Source organism: Mycobacterium kubicae (assembly GCF_015689175.1).
GTDB lineage: Bacteria > Actinomycetota > Actinomycetes > Mycobacteriales > Mycobacteriaceae > Mycobacterium > Mycobacterium kubicae.
In genome coordinates this window covers 5,382,253-5,401,656 of record NZ_CP065047.1, presented here as the reverse complement: position 1 = coordinate 5,401,656, position 19,404 = coordinate 5,382,253, and the positions used below count along the sequence as shown (strand labels likewise).

The following is a 19,404-nucleotide window of genomic DNA, read 5'->3' as shown; positions in this document are numbered from 1 at the left end:
CGGTAGCTTGCTGTGAAGCCCCCAATCGAGAAAACCCCAGTGGGCCGATTCGCCCGCGTCTCCGCGCGCACGGCGCCGCCGCGACCAGCACTTTCTGGCTACAGTGCGCCGAGTCGGCTGCGCGGTTGAGACGGTATCGAAAGAGGTCTGTGACATCCATGGGTTCTGACGAGGTCGACCCGGACTGGCCTCCGCCGGCGTATCAGCCGATCGACGATGTCGACACCACCGCACCACCGTCGACGCAGCCCTGGTCTGCGCGCACTGTGTGGTTGGTGGCCGGATCGGTCATCGTCGTCTGCGTCGGTGTGGTGACCGCGGCCTTCCTCACCCGCGGCGATCGGGAGCCTGCTGCGGCCTCGGCGCCCGCCACGACGACGTCGGCCACCACCACCCCGGCCGGCGCTGCCCCTGCCGGTCCGTGCGGCCCGGACGAGGCGACCGCCGTATCGGCGGCGTTGGCCAAGATCGCACCCGACACCAAAACCGGTAAGCCCTGGAACCCGGCGCCGGAGTCCAGCGCCTACAACCCCTGCGCGGACCTGTCCGCGGTGGTGCTGACCGTGCAGGACGCGACGCGCAGCTCACCCGATCAGGTGCTGCTGTTCCATCGCGGAACCTTCGTCCAGACCGCGACGCCCAAGGCGTTTTCCTTCACCCAGATCGAGAAGCCGGCATCCACCGACAGCATCGTCGTGCTCACCTACCGCTCGCGGCAAAGCTGCGACGCTTGCCAGGACGGCACCTTGACCACCGTCGGCTTCCAGTGGCAAGGCGATCGGGTTACCACCCTCGATCCGCTACCGGAGGCGCCGGACTCCCCGCCATGATCGTCGCCGGCCCCGAATGACCTGACTCGAATGCAGAACGGAGCGTGACCGTGCCGACTTCGCCGCCGGCAGGATGGTATGCCGATCCGGACGGGTCAGCGGGCCAACGTTATTGGGACGGCGGGCAGTGGACTTCGCACCGCCGCACCGGAGTGGGCCGGCATGCGGGAAGTTGGCGGCAGCGCTGGGTCCAGGTGCCTGCGGTACTGCGGCTGGTCATCCCGATTGCGTTGGCACTGACGGTGATTGGCGTCGGCTTTGCCATCTGGACCAAGCCGACGCTTGACAGCTGGGCGCGGCTGCCTAAGCGACTCACCTGCCAAACGCAGGACGGCCCCAAGCCGCCGCCGAACATCACCGTGTCGTCCGTCGACGTCAGACATCCCCGGGGCGGCGTGCTGGAACTGGTCGTCCGATTCGCCCAACCTCTGCCGCCATCGCCCACCGGCACCCGCGCCACCGGCTTCGTCGGCTACATCCTGAACTACAGCATCGCCAACAACGGCACGAAGTTCGTCGAGCTGGGTCCTGAGCAGGACACCGATGACCTGGCCATCAACGGCACACTCGTCGGCAACTCGGGTGAGGCCAGTATGCGTCCGGACCGGGACACCAATGCGCGACGGACCGCCCCCGACACCGTGCAGATCTTTCTGGAACTCAACCGCCTGGGCGTACCCGAGCAAGCGGTGAACCCGCAGCTCACCCTCAACGCGCAATTCAATACGCCGTCGACCACGACGGTGCGCTACGCGGCGCAGACCTGCCGCGGGTAGCACACCGGACGGGGTTCAGCGGGCCTTCACGACCTCCTCGCCGGAGCTGTAGTAGATCGGGATGTCGCAACCCAGCGCCTGTTCGGCGACGAAAACGGCGAGCGGTTCGAGTTCGTAGTAGTAGTGAATGTTGCCGTCGGCATCGACCGCGGTGGCACATGTGCGGCCGGGCGCGCCGCATCGCTGCTTGATCGGCACAGCGAGCGCAGCGATCACGAGCAGGACCGCGACGCCGATTATCAGTGGCGGCCTCTTCACCAGCGCACCTCCTTTTTCCGGGGAGGGATCACCGGAGTGTATGCGACCGTCTGCGTCGAAGCCCTCGACAGCAGTAGGGTCTGTCACCGATGGCCACCGTAATACCGGGCGACGAACCGCCGCCGCATACCCGCGTCGAGGTCTTGGGCAATATCGGGCCCAACTGGTTCGCCTCGGTCATGGGCACCGGGATCGTCGCCATCGCCGGTGCCACCCTGCCCGTCCACATACTCGGGTTGCGGGCCTTCACCGAAGCGGTCTGGGTGATCGCCGCGGTCCTATTGATAGTGCTGATCGTGTTGGTCGGTGGCCATTGGTTGCGCCATCCCACCGTGGCCCGCCGGCACGCCCGCAACCCGCAGATGGCCCACTTCTACGGGGCAGCCCCGATGGCGCTGCTGACCGTGGGCGCGGGGGCGGTGCTGGTAGGCGGGGACCTCATCGGCCACCGGGTTGCCGTCGACCTGGACTGGGTGTTGTGGACGCTGGGCACGCTGGGTGGACTGTTCACCGCCGTCTCCATCCCGTACCTGATGTTCACCCAGCACCAGGTGGAACCGGATGCAGCGTTCGGTGGCTGGCTGATGCCGGTGGTGCCGCCCATGGTGTCGGCCGCGACCGGCGCACTGCTGATCCCGCATATGGTCGCTGGCACCGGTCGCGAGACCATGCTCTACGGCTGCTACGCGATGTTCGGGTTGTCGTTGCTGGCCTCGCTGAACATCATCGCCATGATCTGGAGCAGGCTGGTCCTCTACGGCACCTCCGGATCGACACGAGTACCCACGCTGTGGATCGTGTTGGGGCCCTTGGGCCAATCCACTACTGCCGCTGGCCTGTTGGGAGCCGCCGCCAAACCGGCGGTGGATTACGAAGTCGCCGAAGACATGAACGCATTCGCGGTGATCTTCGGCGTTCCGGTGTGGGGTTTTGCGGTGTTGTGGATCGCGCTGGCCACGTCCCTCACCATCCGCACGCTGCGGCGCGGAATGCCGTTCGCACTGACCTGGTGGAGTCTGACCTTCCCGGTCGGTACCTTCGTGACCGGCACCGCTCAACTCGCCGCGCACACCCACCTGCCGCTGTTCAAGGTGGCCGCGGGCATCGCCTATGCCGGCCTGCTGCTGACCTGGCTGCTGGTCACGGCCCGCACGGCGCGAGGCAGCTTGCGCGGCAACCTGTTTGCGCCGCCCAGCGAACAGCCGATCAAGGCGACCAAGGACCCGCTGCGTTCGTAGCCGGTGTGCGTTCCGGGCGGTGCGGGTGCACGGAGGGCGACATTTGCGTTCAGATACCGGCGCCGCTGCACGCCCGACGCCGTGAATGCACCCTCGGGCGTCACTCGGGCGTGGCCGCCAAGCGTCGTCCCCGCACGTAGGTCTCGGCGATGGACGTCTCCCGGATGCCCATCAGCAGACCGAACAGTGTCTGGTCATGCGCCATCACCGGATCTGCCGATCGCACGCCGTAGGTCAGCGACGCCTCCAACGCCGGTGTGCGCCTTGGGTCGACGACGACGAAGTCGGCCTCTTTGCCGACGTCGAAGTTCCCGAACCGGTCTTCCATATCCAGTGCGCGCGCCCCGCCCAGGGTGCCGAGGAAGAGCAGTTCGGCCGGATGCATGGACACTCCGGCCGCGCCCGGTTCGGAGATGTGCACCTTGAACGCGGCGCCGAGCACCTGCGGGATCAACCACTCGTCGCCGCCGCCGAAGTCGGTCCCGGCCGCGATGTTCACCCCCGAGGCCACCGTCCGCAGCCACGGCATGGTGCCCGATCCCAGGAACTGTTGCGACACAGGGCAATGCGACACCGACGTGCCCGTCTCGGCCATTCGTGACAACTCCGCGTCTTGGCAGTGCACCGAGTGCGCCATGATGCTGCGCCGCCCCAGCAAGGAAGATCCGCCGACGGTCGAACCCGGCAGGAACTTCCCGTCGTAGGTGTCCAGGTAGGAATTGACCCGGTATGCCTCTTTGGTTTCGTCGACTTCACCGGTGCCTGGGCGGTTGTTCTCGTTCAGGTGACTGTGGAAGTAGACGCCGCGGTCGCGCACCGAATCATACAGTTCGCCAAGGGCTTTCAACGTCTGTGTGGTCACCGCCAACGAGAAGCGGGGGACCACCGCGACATGCAGCAGCGCGGTCTTGACGTCACCGGTGTCAGCCGCGTGCCATTTGTCGATCTCTTCGCGGACCAATCGGATGGCGTCGTCTTCGGAGGTGATCAGCGGCGCTGCTGCGTCGGGTCCGGTCGTCTGAATACCGCGGCCGCTGACGATCCGCAAGCCACGTCGCTGCGTCTCGCTGAACAGTGCGTCCTGGGCGTGCGGGAACGCCGAACCGAACACCATCGCGGCGGTGGTTCCCGCGGCTACCCGCCGGTTGCAGTACTCGACCGCCGCGCGCTGGGCGAAAACTGCACCGGCATAACGGGATTCGGACGGGTACATGCACATCGTCAGCCACTCCAGCAGCTGTCCGCCTCCGTAGGAATCACCGGCGTAGGTCTGCGGGAAGTGCACGTGGGTGTCGACGAAGCCGGGCAGCAGAAAGCCCGGCCGGTGATCGGATACCGCCGCCGATCGGTAGTCGGCCGGGATGTCACCGCGTGCGCCGCAGAAAACGATGCGTCCGTCGTCGTCAATCACCAACGCCCCGTCGGGAATCGAGACCAGGGCGCTGGCCGCGTCGGTGACCAGAGGCGTGCCGGTGAGATGGAAGACGTGTCCCAGGTGGACCTGGCGTGGCATGTGAGGACTCCCTAGGTGTTGTGGAGCGGCACGACGAACAACAGGATCGCCACGAGATAGCGAGGCGGCGTCGCTCCTCCCATGAGGGCGGATCATTGCACGAGCCGGCTCAAATGATTTCCTTTTTCTCTCAAGTGGACCGTGTTTGCCGGCCAGCGTGTTGTTTCGATGCGAAGATTGCTGCCCGTGACAGGAAATTGGGGCTCGGTGCTGACCCGTCTCATTCCGCTGGCCTTGGTGGTCGCGGTCTCTCCGTTGACGATCATCCCCGCCGTTTTGGTGTTGCGTGCGCCGCGACCGCGGCCGAGCGGACTGGCCTTTCTCGGCGGCTGGCTGCTCGGGTTGACCGCATTGACTGCCATCTTCGTCACCGCGTCCGGGCTGCTCGGCGGACTGCACAAGGCGCCGCCTACCTGGGCCTCGTGGCTGCGTGTGGTACTCGGGTCCGTCCTCATCTTGTTCGGCATCTACCGGTGGTTCACCCGCCGCAGCCACACCGAGTCACCGCGCTGGATGCGGTCGTTCACCACCATTACCCCGACGCGCGCCGGGATCACGGGCGCGTTGCTGGTGGTGGTTCGGCTCGAGGTGCTGGTGGTGTGCCTGGCGGCCGGCTTGGACATCGGCACCAGTGGGCTCGGGGTCGGCGGGAAGTGGATCTGCGCGGCCGTCTTCGTCATCGTCTGCGCGTCGACGGCAGCGATTCCGATTCTGGCCTACGCCAGCGCCGGAGATCGCTTGGAGGATTCGCTTACCCGGCTCAAGGATTGGATGGACAAGAACAACGCGGCGATGCTGGCAGCTGTTTTGGTCCTGATCGGTCTGATGGTGCTCTACAACGGAATTTCCGCCCTCAAGCCATGAGATCGGCTGCGGTTGCGGCGGAATGCGAGAATTACCGCCCGTGGCAGCAACATGGGGTTCGATCCTGGCCAGGCTGGCCGCACTCGCAATGGTGATCGCCCTGTCGCCGGTGACCGTACTGCCGGCGATTCTGGTGCTCCACGCGCCGCGGCCGCGCCCGAGCAGCTTGTCCTTCCTCGGCGGCTGGCTTCTGGGCCTGGCCGCGCTGACTGCGGTCTTCGTCGGCGCTTCCGACATGCTCGGCGACCTGTCCAAGACGCCGCCGACGTGGGCGTCCTGGTTGCGGGTGGGATTCGGTGCGGCGCTGATCGCATTCGGCATCATCCGGTGGTTGACCCGCCGCAGCCAGACGCATGCGCCGGCGTGGATGAACACATTCAGCCGGCTCACTCCCATTCGCGCCGGGCTGACCGGAGTGGTGTTGGCCTTGGTGCGGCCCGAGGTGTTGATCGTCTGCGCGGTCGCCGGATTGGCCATCGGCACCAGCGGCCTCGGTGTGGCCGCCGGCTGGATCTCGGCCGCGTTCTTCGTTGTGGTTGCCGCCTCCACCGTCGGCATCCCGATCGTCGCGTACGCCGGCGCCGGTGAGCGCCTGGACGATTCATTGACCCGGCTCAAAATATGGATGGAAGAGAACAGCGCGGCCCTGGTGGCCGTGGTGTTGATCTTGATCGGCTTGATGGTCGTCTATAACGGAATCCGCGCACTGTAGCCGTTCGGCCTGATGGTGTTCATCGAGACAAAGGCTGCCGCGTTCGCTCGCGCAGCTCTATTGTTATTTGCTGGATATTCACTGAACTCTCGCTGAGGGGGGCGGAGTGGAAGGTACGCCGTTCGGCCGCTACCGGCTGATCGCGTTGCTGGGACGCGGTGGCATGGGCGAGGTGTGGCGCGCCTACGACACCGAGACGCAACGCGTGGTCGCCGTGAAAGTGCTGCCGGCGAACCTGGCCAATGACCCAGTGTTCGAGCAGCGGTTCCGTCGGGAAGCGCTGGCGGCGGCCGGCCTCAACGAACCCCACGTGGTACCGATCCACAACTTCGGTGAGATCGACGGCCGGCTCTATGTCGACATGCGCCTGGTCCACGGCCGAGACCTGGGCGCCATCATCGCCGACGGCCCGCTGGACCCGGAGCGAACGGTGAAGATCATCGAACAGGTGGCCTCGGCGCTGCGCGCCGCCCACCGAATCGGGCTGGTCCACCGCGACGTCAAACCGTCCAACATCTTGGTGACCGAAGACGACTTCGCCTACCTGATCGACTTCGGCATCGCCCGGGCGGCAGGAAGCTCGCGGATGACCGGTACCGGCAATGTGATCGGCACGTGGGCGTACATGGCCCCGGAGCGGCTGACCACCGGCCAGACCGACCCACGCGGCGACACCTACGCGTTGGGCTGTGTGTTCTACGAATGCCTCACCGGCAACCAGCCTTTCCCTGGGGACAGCCTCGAGCAGCAGATCGGCGGCCATCTCTCGCTGCCGCCGCCTCGGCCGTCGGCGCATCGTCGCGGCGTGCCGCGCGAGTTCGACACCGTGGTCGCCACCGCAATGGCCAAAAACCCCGCGCAGCGCTACGCCACGGTCACCCAAATGGCCGCGGCCGCACGAGACGCGATCACCGGAACGCGGCCGATCCCCGTGCGCCGGCCCCAACCCGCGCAACGCAACACCGGGTGGGGGCCACGGCAGGCGCCGCCCAGCCCGCCGCCCCCGCCGCCTTCAGGCCCGCCGACCCCAGGCCCGCCGCCCCAGCCGGTCGCGTCGCCTCCGCCGCAGCCACGGCCGCTCGCGGCGAAGCCAGTGCCGTCGTCGACCGATCCGACCATGCGCCAACCATCGGTCGACGCGACGCAGCACGCGCCCAACACCGACCCGACCGTGATGCGCCCCAACACCGATCCCAACCTGTTCGCGGCGTCCAGCGAGGCTCGCGGCCAGGCCCCCTGGCCAGCGCCGCCGGCCCCACGGCAGGATGCGCCGGCCCCCCGCCAGGATGCGCCCCCGGCGAAACCCAAAAGACGCCGCCTAGCGGTCATGTTGCTCAGCGGCGCCGCGGTGCTGACGGTCATCGGCGTCGTCGCCGCCGTGCTGCTGACCGGCGGCGGTGGTGGGGACGCGTCACACCAGCCGTCAACTACCGAGCCCAATGCCGCACCGGACAACTCCGGACCGTTCACCGGCGAGTACACCGCCGACTTCGGCCCCAAGCTGTCCCTGGCGGGTCAGGAAGTGCCGAATTCGGAACCGCCGGACAAGGAAACCTGGGTCTTCCGGTCAAGCTGTGGCAGCAACGGCTGCGTGGCCACCGCCTCGCGCCAATCCGGCCGTTACAACCACACGCCGAACCTCATCCTCGATGACGTCCGTGGGCGCTGGATCGCGGTGATCCTGGAAGGGGGGAAGTGCAACGACAAGTCCATCGAGAAGTGGAACTACGTCTGGCTGCAGCCCCGAGCCGACGGCAGCATGGACGGCGAGTGGATCACCGACTCCCTCGCCTGCTACAGCAAACGCAAGGTCACCTTCACCCGCACCGGTGACGCCAATGTCGCCAGCCTGGGCAACCCGGCCGACCAGCCGACGCGCGTCGTCTCCCCGGCCCAAGGCCTGCACGGCTTTTATCACCAGGTGACGACCTACTCCGGTCCCGGTGCGCCCAAGCCACAGGAGGGCGACTACAACGTCGACACCATCTGTCTGCGCACCGGTGACCGGTGCCTGAGCCGATTCGTCCGCAACGGCACCAGCGGCACCCAACTACTGCAATTCGCCAACAACGAGTGGACCCGCGACGACGAATACGACGCCGCCTGCCCGGCGGGCGGCACCTCCCACGTCAAGATCAACGGCACCTTCCCGCTACCGGAGCCGCCGCACGACCCGATCGCGGTGCTCACCGGCAGCGGCTTCAAAGACGAGACGGGAAGCTCCTGCAAGGGGGGCAACTACGAAATGAAATTCACCCGTTCCGGAGGCTGACGCAGTACGCGCGGGAGTGACCGCGGTCGCTGACTGTTTGGGACCCCAGGCTCGAGGGGTAGGCAGCCTGGAACCCGAACACAGGAGTGATCGTGACAGATCCCCAAACGCCGGAACGAGGTACACCCGGAGAATCGCCGGAGCGGTTGACGCCCTCCGAAACACCCGAGCGGTTGACGCCGGCCGAGCCGCCGGAACGGCTCACGCCGGCCGAACCGCCGCAGCGGGTGACCCCGGAATAACAGACGAGAACGGAGGCGGACATGCGCGCTGAAGAAGGCGACGAATCGGTCAAGGACTACGCGAAAGAGGGCGAACAAACGCTCAACCGAATCAACGAGACCCAGGGACAGGGTGGTAGCTTCCTGAGCCGGATCGGTCGGCGGGTCTCCGGATTCTTCGGGTCCGGCAGCGGTTCCCGGGGGGCCTAAACCCGGCTCCGGCACGCAACGACCGGACCCGGTTGTGTAACGCCCTAGTATTTGCTGATGGCCACTGACGCCATGGCGGCGCAACCGTTTGTCACCCACGCGACCGGCGGTGTCCGCATCGTGGCGGATCGACTCGGTGATCCGCAATCGCGAGCGGTGGTGTTCCTGCACGGGGGCGGGCAGACCCGGCGCTCGTGGGGACGCGCGGCGGCCGCCGTGGCCAAGCGTGGGTGGCAGGCGGTCACCGTGGACTTGCGGGGACACGGCGAATCGGACTGGTCGAGCGACGGTGACTACCGGGTCGCCAGCTTCGCCGCGGACGTGCATGAAGTGCTGCATGACCTGCCGCCGGAACCGGTGCTGGTCGGCGCATCGCTGGGGGGCTTCACCTCGATGCTGTTGGCGGGGGAGCGCTCACCGGGCATCGCGAGCGCGGTCGTACTGGTCGACATCGTGCCCAACATGAACCAGTCCGGTGCCAACCGGATACATGCCTTCATGGCCGACCGCGTCAAGTCCGGATTCGGCTCGCTGGAAGAGGTCGCTGACGCGATCGCCGAATACAACCCGCATCGCCCGCGGCCCACCGATCTGCAAGGCCTGACCACCAACCTGCGCCGGCGCGGTGATCGGTGGTATTGGCACTGGGATCCGCAGTTCATCAGCGGCACAGCGGCATTCCCGCCGATCGAGGTCACCGATGTGGATCGGATGTATGCCGCTGTCGAACGGATCCTGCGCGACGGTGTGCCGATGCTGCTCATTCGCGGCCAGATGAGCGACTTGGTCAGCCAGAACAGCGCCGACGAATTCCTCGCCCGGTTCCCGCAGGTGGAGTTCACCGACGTCCGCGGCGCGGGCCACATGGTCGCCGGCGACCGTAACGACATCTTCGCCGAGGCCGTGCTGAATTTCCTTGAGCGCCATGCCAACCGGTGAGAAGCCTGATCAACACCCGTGGCAAACCGATCTCTCACTGATGTTCACGTCGCCCTACCCGTTGACCGTCATGGCGACCACCTTGCCTCCCAGCGGTCGGTACAGCACACTGAGTTGCCCGAGTCGGTTTGCACTTCTCGGCCGTTGGGTACCCGCGGAGAAATTGTGTGCTCGGCGGGCGGGACGACGACACGAAGGGTGAGCGACACCAGTGACAAGCAAAGCAGTGGTGAAGCGTGGGGTTTTGGTCGGTGTGGTCAGCGCGGCTGTGGTCGTGGGGGCGTGCGCCGGTTGTTCCAGCAAGAAGTCCGACCAGGGGTCGCAGGGAGCTCCGTCGGCAGGTGCACCCGCTCCGAAGGTCGTTGTCGACGGTCAGCAGGTCAACGTCTCCGGTCCGGTGACATGCACGACGTCGGGCAACACCATCAATATCGGAATCGGTGATGTGGCCAACGGTGTCGGCGCGGTGGTCAGCACCGACAACCCGCCCATCGTGCATTCGGTCGGACTCGGCAACGTCAACGGCATCACGCTGGGCTTCTCTGACGCCGCGCCCAATCAGGGCACCAACGCCGGAGCCGCGGTGGACGGCAAGGCGTACGGCATCAAAGGCACCGCGTCAGGTGTCGACATGAGCAACCCGGACCAGCCGAAGTCGGTGACCAAGTCCTTCGAGATGAGCGTGACCTGCCCGTAGCGGCAGTACGTCGAGGCCAAGCCCAGGAGGGGACGCAGCAATGCCCATGAAACGTGTCGTCAGCGCAGCAGCGGTCGCGGCCAGTGTCGTCGCCGCTTTGACGCTGGATCCGTCGGCCAACTCGGCTCCGATGAGCCCGCCGATTCCGTTGGCGCCCGAAACGTCGGCAAGCCCGGCGCCGCCTACGGCGCAGAGCCCGACGGCTCCGCAGACCACTGCACCCGCGACCACGGCGGCACCGCAGACCACGAGCGCCGCACCCCAGACCACCACCGCGGCACCGCAGACCACGACGGCCGCGCCGACGACGACGGCACCGCCCACCACGACGGCACCGCAGACGACCACGCCCTCCTCGCAGACGACCACGTCGAGCGTTCAGACCACCACCGAGTCGGCCGGAACCACCACCTCGCCGAGCGGGCAGACCACCACCCCGGCCGGACAGAGCACCACGTCACCGAGCGCCGGGTCGACCACCACCCCCGCTGGGCAGACGACGACTACCACCTCTTCGGCGGCGGCCGTGCAGATTAACGTGATCATCAACGCGCAGCCGACGCAGCCGCCGCACCCGCCATACATCCCGCGGGCGAACCTGGAGCGCGCCAGCAACCAGTTCGGCGGCCCCACCGACGCTTACGGCTTCGCCTATCCCGGCCGGGGCGCGCCACCGCCACCGCCGCAGCGGGGCTGGGGCTGGAACGACGGCCCGGCTCCCGGCCACCCGCCGCCAAACTGGTACGGCCCACCGCCTCCCGGTGGCTGGAACGGCCCGCCGCCTCCCGGTGGCTGGAACCGCCCGTACTACGGCGCGCCGCGTGACCTGGGCTACGCGCGGAACGACTTCGGCCGGTTCAACTACAACACTTTCACCGTCTTCCCGGTCTTCAACTGGCAGTACGGCGGTTGGGGTTACTGGTTCTTCGGAGTCTGGGTGCCTCTGTACTGACGCACTACTGATCCGGCCCGACACGGCCGACCGGACATTGGCGCAATTCCTGCCATTTTTCCGGTGTTCGCCTCCATGATGGCTTTACGCCATATCACTGGGGGTCGCCGATGTCAGCTGTGCTCGTGGCGCCGGCCATTTTGGAGAGCGTTGCCACCGAGGTAGCCCAGATCGGCTCCGCGGTCAGCGCCACCAATCTGGTTGCAGCGCTTCCGACGACCGGGGTCCTAGCCGCGGCCGCGGACGAGGTCTCCGCCGCCATCGCGACCCTGTTCGGCTCGCATGCGCAGGAGTATCAGCTGGCGGCTGCGCAGGCGGCGGCATATCACGAGCAGTTCGTGGGTGCCTTGAGTGCGGCGGCGGCGTCGTACGCCGGTACCGAGGCCACCATCGCCGCGGGTTTCCAGAGCTGGGTTTACGGTCCGGTGCACACCGCGGGTCAAGCGTGGATCACCAGTCCACTCGGCCAGGTGCTCGACCCGATCATCAACACACCGACCAACGTCCTGTTCGGGCGCGCGTTGATCGGCAATGGCGCCGCAGGAACGGCGGCCACGCCCACCGGCGGCGCCGGAGGATTGCTGTTCGGCGATGGCGGTGCCGGATACAGCCCCACCGGGGGGACCGCAGCCGGGGGCAACGGCGGCAATGCCGGACTGATCGGCAACGGTGGCCCGGGCGGAGCCGGTTTCGGCGGTGGAACCGGCGGCATGGGTGGCGCCGGCGGGTGGTTGATGGGCAATGGCGGCCCGGGCGGTCCCGGCGGCCTAGGAGGCGCCGGTGGCCAGGCCCTCCTGTTCGGCGACGGCGGCCTCGGTGCGGGGGCGGCGCCCACCGGGCGGGGTGGCTGGCTCCTGGGAACCGGGGGCACCGGCACCGGCACCGGCGGTACTGGGCAGTCGATCATCATCGACTTCGTCCGGCACGGCCAGACGGCGGCGAACGCCGCGGGCTGGATAGACACCGCCATCCCGGGATTGCCGCTCGATCAACTGGGCATAGCCCAGGCGCAGGCCATCGCGAACGCCTTCGGGCCCAGTAGCGACTACGCCGGTGTCTTCGCCTCGGAGTTGATCAGAACGCAGCAGACCGCCGCGGCGCTGACCAACTCCTTCGGTGTGTTGCCGGGGCTCAACGAGATCAGTGCCGGCTATTTCGACGGTCTGCCGCAGATCAGCCCGGCCGGCTTGCTGTATCTGGTCGGACCGGTGGCGTGGACGCTGGGCTTTCCGCTCTTCCCGATGCTGGCCCCCGGTTCCACCGACATCAACGGGATAGTCTTCAACCGCGGTTTCACCAGCGCGATGGAGACGATCTACGGCAATGCCCTGGCCCACCCGGTCCCCAGTAATACCTCGGTCGCGTATTCCAGCGCATTCACCATCGAGGCCGGGACGATGATGAACGTCAACAATCCCGACTTCTGGCTCATGCTCACCCATCCGGTGCTGCCCAACGTCGGCACGGTCGTGGTGCAGGGCGATCCGGCGGGCGGCTGGAACCTGGTCAGCTGGGACGGCATACCCGTCGGGCCGGCGTCGTTGCCGACCAAGCTGTTCGTCGACGTACGCAACCTGATCACGGCGCCGCAGTATGCGGCTTACGACATCGGCGCGTCCTTGTTCAGCGGTGATCCGACCACCATTCTGAGCACAGTGCGCGACGGGGTCGACCAGGTCGGCGCCGCGATCGTTCACTTTCCCGCCGCGGTAGCCCACGACCTGGTTGGCGTATGAGCCCGACGGCTGGCCCGTTCGTCGAACTGAATCGTGACGGCGGTGTGGTCACCATCGAGTTGGTCAACTCCAAAACGCTGAATATCGTTGGCAGCCCGGCGATCACCGCATTGACCGATGCGTTCGGCGCGGTGAGCCAAGACGCCGACGTGCGGGTGGTGGTGTTGCGCGGGTCGGGAGAGAAGGCGTTTATCGGGGGCGCCGACATCAACGAGATGGTGACCCTCGATCAGTCCAGTGGCGAGGTGTTCATTCGCCGCCTCGCCGGATTGTGCGAGGCGATCCGGGCCTGTCCGGTACCCGTCATTGCGCGCCTGGCGGGCTGGTGTCTGGGCGGGGGTCTGGAAGTCGCCGCGTGTTGTGATCTGCGGATCGCCGAATCGGGCGCCAAGTTCGGCATGCCGGAGGTGGCCGTGGGCATCCCGTCGGTCATTCACTCGGCGTTGCTGCCGGCGCTGATCGGGGCCTCGCACTCGGCGTGGTTGTTACTGACCGGGGAGACCATCGACGCTGATACCGCCGCGGCCTGGGGGTTGGTGCACGAGGTCGTCGCGGCCGATGGGTTGGACGCTCGGATTGGTGAATTGGCTGCCCGGCTGAGCGGCTTTGGCCCGCACGCCGTGCGGCAACAGAAGCGTCTGCTCAACAAGTGGTTCGATATGACGGTCCACTCGGCGATCGAAGACAGCGTCGAGCAGTTCGGCCTGGCGTTTTTGACCGGAGAGCCGCAGCAGCACATGCGGGCGTTCCTTTCCCGCAAGGGCACCCGAACCTAATCGCGGTTCGAATCGGTTCAGCCGCAACGGGATTCGTCGGGCATCCGGACCAGGTGCAGGTGCCGCGAGCGTGCCGAGCCCATCCGCTGCATCATCGCCTCAGACCGCATGCCGGTGCGTCGCGAGTCCGCTGCACCAAGCGTGCGAGCCTCGGTGCCAATGAAGTCGTCGATGAGGCTGGCCACCGCCTCGGGCTGTTCGGTGTGCGGGTGGTGCGAGACGCCGGGCAGGATGTGCAGGCGGCTGTGGGGCATCGCCTGGTGCGCCGCGTAGGCGTGGGCAATGGGTATCACGCGATCCTGGTCTCCGCTGATGATCATCACCGGCACATTGCCGTTGGCGTGCAGGCGATTGAGTGCGCAGACTGCCTGACCGCGACGGTCGACGACGGCGCGCAGCGTGCGCAGAAACGCCTGCCGGTTCTCCGGGTTGGCCAGGGCGGTGTGGGCTTCCCAATGTTCGCTCAGATCCCGGTCGGCGGACTTGATGGCCGAAAGCGCCTTGCGGGCAGTGATTACCGGCTTCGACGCGGCCACCTGCAGCACGAATTCGGAGCCGGGCAGGGAGCAGAGCCGCAACGCACGGTTCACTTCGCCGCCGAGGCCACCGCTGCTGAGCAGGATCAGCCGCTCGCAGTAGTCGCGGTGCTGATGGGTGAACTGCATCGCGATTCCGCCGCCCAGGGAGTGGCCGATGACCGTGACGCGGGGGATACCGAGGGCGTCCAGGAAGTCACGCAACCACACTGCGAAAGCACCCAACGAGTAGTCACCGCGCGGCTTGTCGGTTTGGCCGTGGCCCAGGAGGTCTGGGGCGATGACGCGATAGTTCTTGGACAGGACCGGGATCATCTTGCGCCAGTTGTTCGAGTTGCCGCCCATGCCGTGAATCAGCAGCAGCACCTCGCCCGCGCCCTCGTCGCGGTATGCGACACGGTCACCGTGCAAGTTGATCGTGTGGAGGTTGGTCATGATGCGCCTGCTCTGTCACTTCGTTGTTAACGGGGATCGTTGACGAAGTGAAGTCTGTGGCGCCTGGCTTGGAAAATTCTTGGGACTTTTTTGAGGCCCTCCCAGCGGCACCGAATCGGTGAGCTCATACCCGCGCGCGGTGAAGTCGGCGAATGTGCTCGGTATCGATGGCGACTGCCCGGGCACGACCAATGGTTAACGGTCATCGATCGCCCGGGAAGCCGCCATCTTCATCGCCTTGTGCGCGACTCTCGCAAGTACAGCTTCACCCCCCACTTACCCGAGGGAGGCGAGGAGCGGCCTAGGGCGCGGGACAATCCCCGTTGGGGCACGAAACTGGCGGGGTACCAACCTGGCCACCCAAGCCCAAGCCGGCGGTACACGCCGATATCGTGGGTGCGGCCGCCGCGATGAGCAGCGATACCAGCACCTTAGCCGTCCGATTCCTTGCGGTTTTCTTCATGGCATCGACCAATCTCCGTTGATTGACTGTTGCCTAGTCGCGGCCCGAAACGGCTAGACGGCAATGTTATAGCCGCCGCCCGTCGGCACGTGTGGTTTTGGACAGGTCCGCATCGACGCTCGAATCGTCTCGCTCACAAGGGCACTCGGCCGTTATGCAGACGTTGCACCGGCAACCCGCGTGTGTACCGGCTGCTCACGCGTCTGGACTGTCATGATTGCGTCATGTTCTTCGAACTCGCCAGACTCTATGTGGTGGTGCGGAATCGAGCACGCAGGGTCCGTCGACGAAGTCAGGTGTGACGCCAACGCCGAAACGAAATGTAGGCATGAGCCGAGGTCATGCGAAAGGTGGAGCCCCCTGTCAGGATTGAACTGACGACCGCTCGCTTACAAGGCGAGTGCTCTACCACTGAGCTAAGGAGGCCGGAAGAACCGCTGCCAGCCTAACGGCTCATGGCTCGCCGTCGATGATGCGCTGGGACCGCACCGGCCGCGTCGTCGATCGGCGCGCCACTCGCCGGCCGGGCAGCGGGATGCGGTCGGCGATGTTGCTCAGCGGGTTGACCACCATGGTCAGCGCGATGACCGCCTCCTGCAGCGTGGCGATGGCCGGTTCGAGCGCCTCCATGCCGGGGGCCAGGCGAGCCAGCGTGTCCGCCACGTCGGCCAACTGCTCCAGCGGACCGTTCTTGGCGGTCAGTTTGTCGACCAGGCCACCCTCGGCGAGCAACTTGTCGGCCAACCCATCCTCGGCCAGCACCCGCTCGATCAGCCCGTCGGGGGCCAACAACTGATCGGCCACCCCGCCCGGAGCCAGCGCACGCTCCAGCCCACCACCCTCGGCGGTCAAGCGGTCGAGCAAACCGCCGGGCTGGGTCAGCTGATCCACCAAGCCGCCGGGGCGCAGCAGCCGGTCCATCGGACCGTCGGCGGCTATCGCCCGTCCCAGCGGCATGTCCTCGTCCAGCAACCGAGCCAGCCGGTTCGCCCGCGCGAGAGTGTCATCGAGCCCGAGCATATTGGCCATCGCGTTCGATCCGCGCGGACCGCTGGTGTCACCGAGCGCCTTCTTGGCCAGGCCCACGGCCGCACCCGCGAAGTTGAGGCTCACTTCTGCGGCCGCCAGGCCGGTCCGAGCGGGCGCCGTGGCCAAGGCCACGAGGTTCTTGCCGAGGTTCATCCTGCGAGTCTATTCGCGGCGCGGCCTGATTTTTTCGGTACGGGTCCAAGCTGTTCCAAGGATTCCTGGCAGACTACTTGCAGACTACTCGCAACGAGCTTTCAGGAAGTACACAATGATTGTTCAGCAAATGTTCAGCCACTCGTCGGGAGAGTGGGTGTCATGACGACAGGAACCTCAGCGCAGAGCGCCGCACCGGAGGCACGCGTGCTCGTCGTCGACGACGAGGCCAACATTGTCGAACTGCTGTCGGTCAGCCTCAAATTTCAGGGCTTCGAGGTCTACACGGCGACCAACGGCGCCCAGGCGCTCGATCGGGCCCGCGAAGCCCGACCGGACGCGGTGATTCTCGACGTGATGATGCCCGGAATGGACGGCTTCGGGGTGCTACGCCGACTGCGCGCCGACGGCATCGACGCCCCGGCGTTGTTCCTCACCGCACGCGACTCCCTGCAGGACAAGATCGCCGGGCTGACGTTGGGCGGCGACGACTATGTGACCAAGCCGTTCAGCCTGGAAGAGGTGGTGGCCCGGCTGCGGGTGATCCTGCGGCGCGCGGGTAAGGGCGGCGCCGAACCGCGCAATGCGCGCCTGACGTTCGCCGACATCGAACTCGACGAGGAAACCCACGAGGTCTGGAAAGCCGGCCAGCCGGTGTCGCTGTCACCCACCGAGTTCACCTTGTTGCGCTACTTCGTGATCAACGCCGGCACCGTGCTGAGCAAGCCGAAGATCCTGGACCACGTCTGGCGCTACGACTTCGGCGGCGACGTCAACGTCGTCGAGTCCTACGTGTCCTACCTGCGCCGCAAGATCGACACCGGCGAGAAGCGGCTGCTGCACACGCTGCGCGGGGTGGGTTATGTGTTGCGGGAGCCGCGATGAGCGCGGCTGTCGACTAGGTAGCAGCATGACCAGACGCCGATCACGGGGAATCCCGCTGCGGGTGGGCCTGGTCGCGGCCACCCTGCTGCTGGTGCTGTGCGGCCTGCTGGCCTCCGGCGTCGCGGTCACCTCGATCCTGCGGCACAGCCTGGTCAACCGGGTCGATTCCACGCTGCTCGACGCCTCGCGCACTTGGGCGCAGTCGCCGTGGAAGCATTCGCTGACCAACGCCGAAGGCCCGGACCCGGCGCGCCCGCCGTCGAAGTTCTACGTGCGCGGCATCAGCCCCGATGGCCACACCATGACCGCCATCAACGACCGCAACGCCGAGCCCGCGCTGCCGATGGACAACGACGTCGGCCCCAACCCGACGACCCTGTCCTCAGTCAACGGTTCCGACATTCAGTGGCGCGCGGTCACCATCCGCGGGCCGCAGGGTGGCCTGACTACCGTCGCCATCGACTTGTCCGACGTCCAGCACACGGTCAGATCGCTGGTCTGGTTGCAGGTGGGCATCGGTGCGGCGGTGCTGGTGGTGGTCGGACTGGTCGGTTACGGGGTGGTGCAGCGCAGCTTGAAGCCGCTGTCAGAAGTCGAACAAACCGCCGCGGCCATCGCGGCCGGCCAGCTCGACCGCCGCGTACCCGAACGCGATCCGCACACCGAAGTGGGCCGACTTTCCTTGGCGCTCAACGGCATGCTGGCACAGATACAGCAAGCGTTGGCGTCGTCGGAGTCGTCGGCGGAAAAGGCGCGCGGCTCCGAGGACCGGATGCGCCGATTCATCACCGACGCCAGCCATGAATTGCGCACCCCGCTGACCACCATCCGCGGCTTCGCTGAGTTGTATCGACAGGGCGCCGCGCGCGACGTCGCCATGCTGCTTTCGCGCATCGAAAGCGAAGCCAGCCGGATGGGTTTGCTGGTCGACGATCTGCTGATGCTGGCGCGCCTGGACGTGCAGCGTCCGCTGGAACGCAATCGGGTGGATCTGCTGGCGCTGGCCAGCGACGCCGTTCACGACGCCCGAGCGATCGACCCGAAACGCACCGTCACCCTGGAAGTGCTCGACGGCCCCGGCACCCCCGAAGTGCTCGGCGACGAACCACGCATCCGCCAAGTGCTCAGCAACCTGATCGCCAACGCTTTACAGCACACTCCGACCAGCGCTGACGTCACCGTGCGGGTCGGCACCTCCGACGACGACGCCGTGCTCGAAGTGGCGGACAAAGGGCCCGGTATGAGCCAGGAAGACGCGTCACGGGTGTTCGAGCGCTTCTATCGCACCGACTCGTCGCGCGCCCGGGCCAGCGGCGGCACCGGCCTCGGACTGTCGATCGTCGACTCGCTGGTCAAAGCCCACGGCGGGGCGGTCACGGTCACCACGGCGCCCGGCGAAGGCTGCTGCTTCCGCGTCACGCTGCCGCGGGTGAGCGATGTGGCCGCTCAGGTGGGTGAGCCGGTCAGCTGAGCGGGTCAGGTCAGTTGCTCGAGCGCGGCCTTGATTTTGGCCTGCGCTTCATCCAGCGATTCCGGTGACGGGTTGCGGTCGACGTTGGCGAAGCCGAAGTCGCCCAGGCTGCGGGTGGGGAAGACGTGCACGTGCAGATGCGGCACTTCCAGCCCGGCGATGATCACCCCGGCGCGGTCGACCTGAAACGCCTTGCACACCGCCTTGCCGATCAACTGACTGACGCCCATGATGCGGGCGAACACCGCGGGATCGATGTTCTGCCACTGATCGATCTCTTCGCGCGGCACCACCAGTGTGTGGCCTTGGGTCATGGGCTCGATCGTCAAGAACGCGACGACATCGTCGTCCTCATAGACGAATCGGCCGGGAAGTTCACGGTTGATGATCTTGGTGAAGATCGACGCCATGGGTTCAGCATAGGTGCGCCGAGATCAC

The 19,404-nt window shown here is 66.7% G+C and carries 20 protein-coding genes and 1 tRNA gene; 15 read left to right on the top strand and 6 right to left on the bottom strand.

Going from position 1 to position 19,404, the window contains the following annotated elements; translation table 11 throughout:
• Positions 1 to 158: 158 nt before the first annotated feature.
• Entirely contained in the window at positions 159 to 830 is a 672-nt protein-coding gene (locus I2456_RS25245; protein WP_085072621.1) for an LppP/LprE family lipoprotein, read from the top strand.
• Positions 831 to 880: 50 nt separating this feature from the next.
• Complete coding sequence (locus tag I2456_RS25240; protein WP_139822972.1) at positions 881 to 1,606, top strand: DUF2510 domain-containing protein; 726 nt, start codon at positions 881 to 883, stop codon at positions 1,604 to 1,606.
• 15 nt (positions 1,607 to 1,621) lie between these two features.
• Here the strand turns inward: I2456_RS25240 and I2456_RS25235 are convergent, their stop codons facing one another.
• Complete coding sequence (locus I2456_RS25235; RefSeq protein WP_068163996.1) at positions 1,622 to 1,864, bottom strand: hypothetical protein; 243 nt, start codon at positions 1,862 to 1,864, stop codon at positions 1,622 to 1,624.
• Positions 1,865 to 1,953: 89 nt separating this feature from the next.
• On the opposite strand from I2456_RS25235, the gene I2456_RS25230 reads away from it, so the two are divergent.
• Positions 1,954 to 3,102 (top strand): TDT family transporter, encoded by a 1,149-nt coding sequence (locus tag I2456_RS25230; RefSeq protein ID WP_085072623.1) that lies wholly within the window; start codon positions 1,954 to 1,956, stop codon positions 3,100 to 3,102.
• Between the two features lie 100 nt (positions 3,103 to 3,202).
• Here I2456_RS25230 and I2456_RS25225 read toward each other — a convergent pair whose 3' ends face one another.
• Positions 3,203 to 4,615 carry an amidohydrolase family protein gene (locus I2456_RS25225; protein WP_085072624.1) on the bottom strand — a complete coding sequence of 471 codons (1,413 nt, stop codon included), beginning with the start codon at positions 4,613 to 4,615 and terminating at the stop codon, positions 3,203 to 3,205.
• 168 nt (positions 4,616 to 4,783) lie between these two features.
• Between I2456_RS25225 and I2456_RS25220 the strand changes: the two genes are divergently transcribed.
• The 10 genes from I2456_RS25220 to I2456_RS25175 all read left to right on the top strand — a co-directional run bounded on the left by I2456_RS25220 (position 4,784) and on the right by I2456_RS25175 (position 13,994).
• Positions 4,784 to 5,479: a GAP family protein gene (locus I2456_RS25220; RefSeq protein ID WP_085072625.1), complete on the top strand. Its 696-nt coding sequence runs from the start codon at positions 4,784 to 4,786 to the stop codon at positions 5,477 to 5,479.
• Positions 5,480 to 5,501: 22 nt separating this feature from the next.
• Entirely contained in the window at positions 5,502 to 6,191 is a 690-nt protein-coding gene (locus I2456_RS25215) for a GAP family protein (RefSeq protein WP_085072626.1), read from the top strand.
• A 106-nt stretch (positions 6,192 to 6,297) separates the two neighbouring features.
• Entirely contained in the window at positions 6,298 to 8,463 is a 2,166-nt protein-coding gene (locus I2456_RS25210; protein WP_205880189.1) for a serine/threonine-protein kinase, read from the top strand.
• Between the two features lie 92 nt (positions 8,464 to 8,555).
• Positions 8,556 to 8,705, top strand: a complete 150-nt coding sequence (locus I2456_RS25205) for a hypothetical protein (RefSeq protein WP_163703871.1) — start codon at positions 8,556 to 8,558, stop codon at positions 8,703 to 8,705.
• Positions 8,706 to 8,726: 21 nt separating this feature from the next.
• Positions 8,727 to 8,894 (top strand): hypothetical protein, encoded by a 168-nt coding sequence (locus I2456_RS25200; protein ID WP_165605685.1) that lies wholly within the window; start codon positions 8,727 to 8,729, stop codon positions 8,892 to 8,894.
• A gap of 72 nt (positions 8,895 to 8,966) precedes the next feature.
• A complete protein-coding gene (locus I2456_RS25195) occupies positions 8,967 to 9,833 on the top strand; it encodes an alpha/beta fold hydrolase (protein ID WP_174814250.1) in 867 nt (288 codons plus the stop codon).
• A gap of 229 nt (positions 9,834 to 10,062) precedes the next feature.
• Positions 10,063 to 10,530 carry a lipoprotein LpqH gene (locus tag I2456_RS25190; protein WP_068026119.1) on the top strand — a complete coding sequence of 156 codons (468 nt, stop codon included), beginning with the start codon at positions 10,063 to 10,065 and terminating at the stop codon, positions 10,528 to 10,530.
• Between the two features lie 40 nt (positions 10,531 to 10,570).
• Positions 10,571 to 11,482, top strand: coding sequence for an MAP_0585 family protein (locus I2456_RS28805; protein ID WP_174814209.1), 912 nt, complete (start codon positions 10,571 to 10,573; stop codon positions 11,480 to 11,482).
• A gap of 110 nt (positions 11,483 to 11,592) precedes the next feature.
• Positions 11,593 to 13,218 carry a PE domain-containing protein gene (locus tag I2456_RS25180; RefSeq protein WP_085074959.1) on the top strand — a complete coding sequence of 542 codons (1,626 nt, stop codon included), beginning with the start codon at positions 11,593 to 11,595 and terminating at the stop codon, positions 13,216 to 13,218.
• Positions 13,215 to 13,994, top strand: coding sequence for an enoyl-CoA hydratase (locus tag I2456_RS25175; RefSeq protein WP_085074960.1), 780 nt, complete (start codon positions 13,215 to 13,217; stop codon positions 13,992 to 13,994). Before I2456_RS25180 ends, I2456_RS25175 begins: the two co-directional genes overlap by 4 nt.
• A gap of 17 nt (positions 13,995 to 14,011) precedes the next feature.
• On the opposite strand, the gene I2456_RS25170 is transcribed toward I2456_RS25175, so the two are convergent.
• The 3 genes from I2456_RS25170 to I2456_RS25160 all read right to left on the bottom strand — a co-directional run bounded on the left by I2456_RS25170 (position 14,012) and on the right by I2456_RS25160 (position 16,610).
• Positions 14,012 to 14,965, bottom strand: a complete 954-nt coding sequence (locus tag I2456_RS25170; protein WP_085074961.1) for an alpha/beta fold hydrolase — start codon at positions 14,963 to 14,965, stop codon at positions 14,012 to 14,014.
• An 814-nt stretch (positions 14,966 to 15,779) separates the two neighbouring features.
• Positions 15,780 to 15,854 (bottom strand) — tRNA-Thr (locus I2456_RS25165).
• A gap of 27 nt (positions 15,855 to 15,881) precedes the next feature.
• Positions 15,882 to 16,610, bottom strand: a complete 729-nt coding sequence (locus I2456_RS25160; protein ID WP_068026016.1) for a hypothetical protein — start codon at positions 16,608 to 16,610, stop codon at positions 15,882 to 15,884.
• A 162-nt stretch (positions 16,611 to 16,772) separates the two neighbouring features.
• Between I2456_RS25160 and phoP the strand changes: the two genes are divergently transcribed.
• Both phoP and I2456_RS25150 read left to right on the top strand, forming a co-directional pair.
• On the top strand, positions 16,773 to 17,495 hold the full coding sequence (gene phoP / locus I2456_RS25155; RefSeq protein WP_068026126.1) for a two-component system response regulator PhoP: 723 nt from the start codon (positions 16,773 to 16,775) through the stop codon (positions 17,493 to 17,495).
• Between the two features lie 25 nt (positions 17,496 to 17,520).
• Positions 17,521 to 18,966 carry a sensor histidine kinase gene (locus I2456_RS25150; RefSeq protein ID WP_068026030.1) on the top strand — a complete coding sequence of 482 codons (1,446 nt, stop codon included), beginning with the start codon at positions 17,521 to 17,523 and terminating at the stop codon, positions 18,964 to 18,966.
• A gap of 5 nt (positions 18,967 to 18,971) precedes the next feature.
• On the opposite strand, the gene I2456_RS25145 is transcribed toward I2456_RS25150, so the two are convergent.
• Complete coding sequence (locus I2456_RS25145) at positions 18,972 to 19,376, bottom strand: HIT family protein (RefSeq protein WP_085074962.1); 405 nt, start codon at positions 19,374 to 19,376, stop codon at positions 18,972 to 18,974.
• Positions 19,377 to 19,404 lie beyond the last annotated feature (28 nt).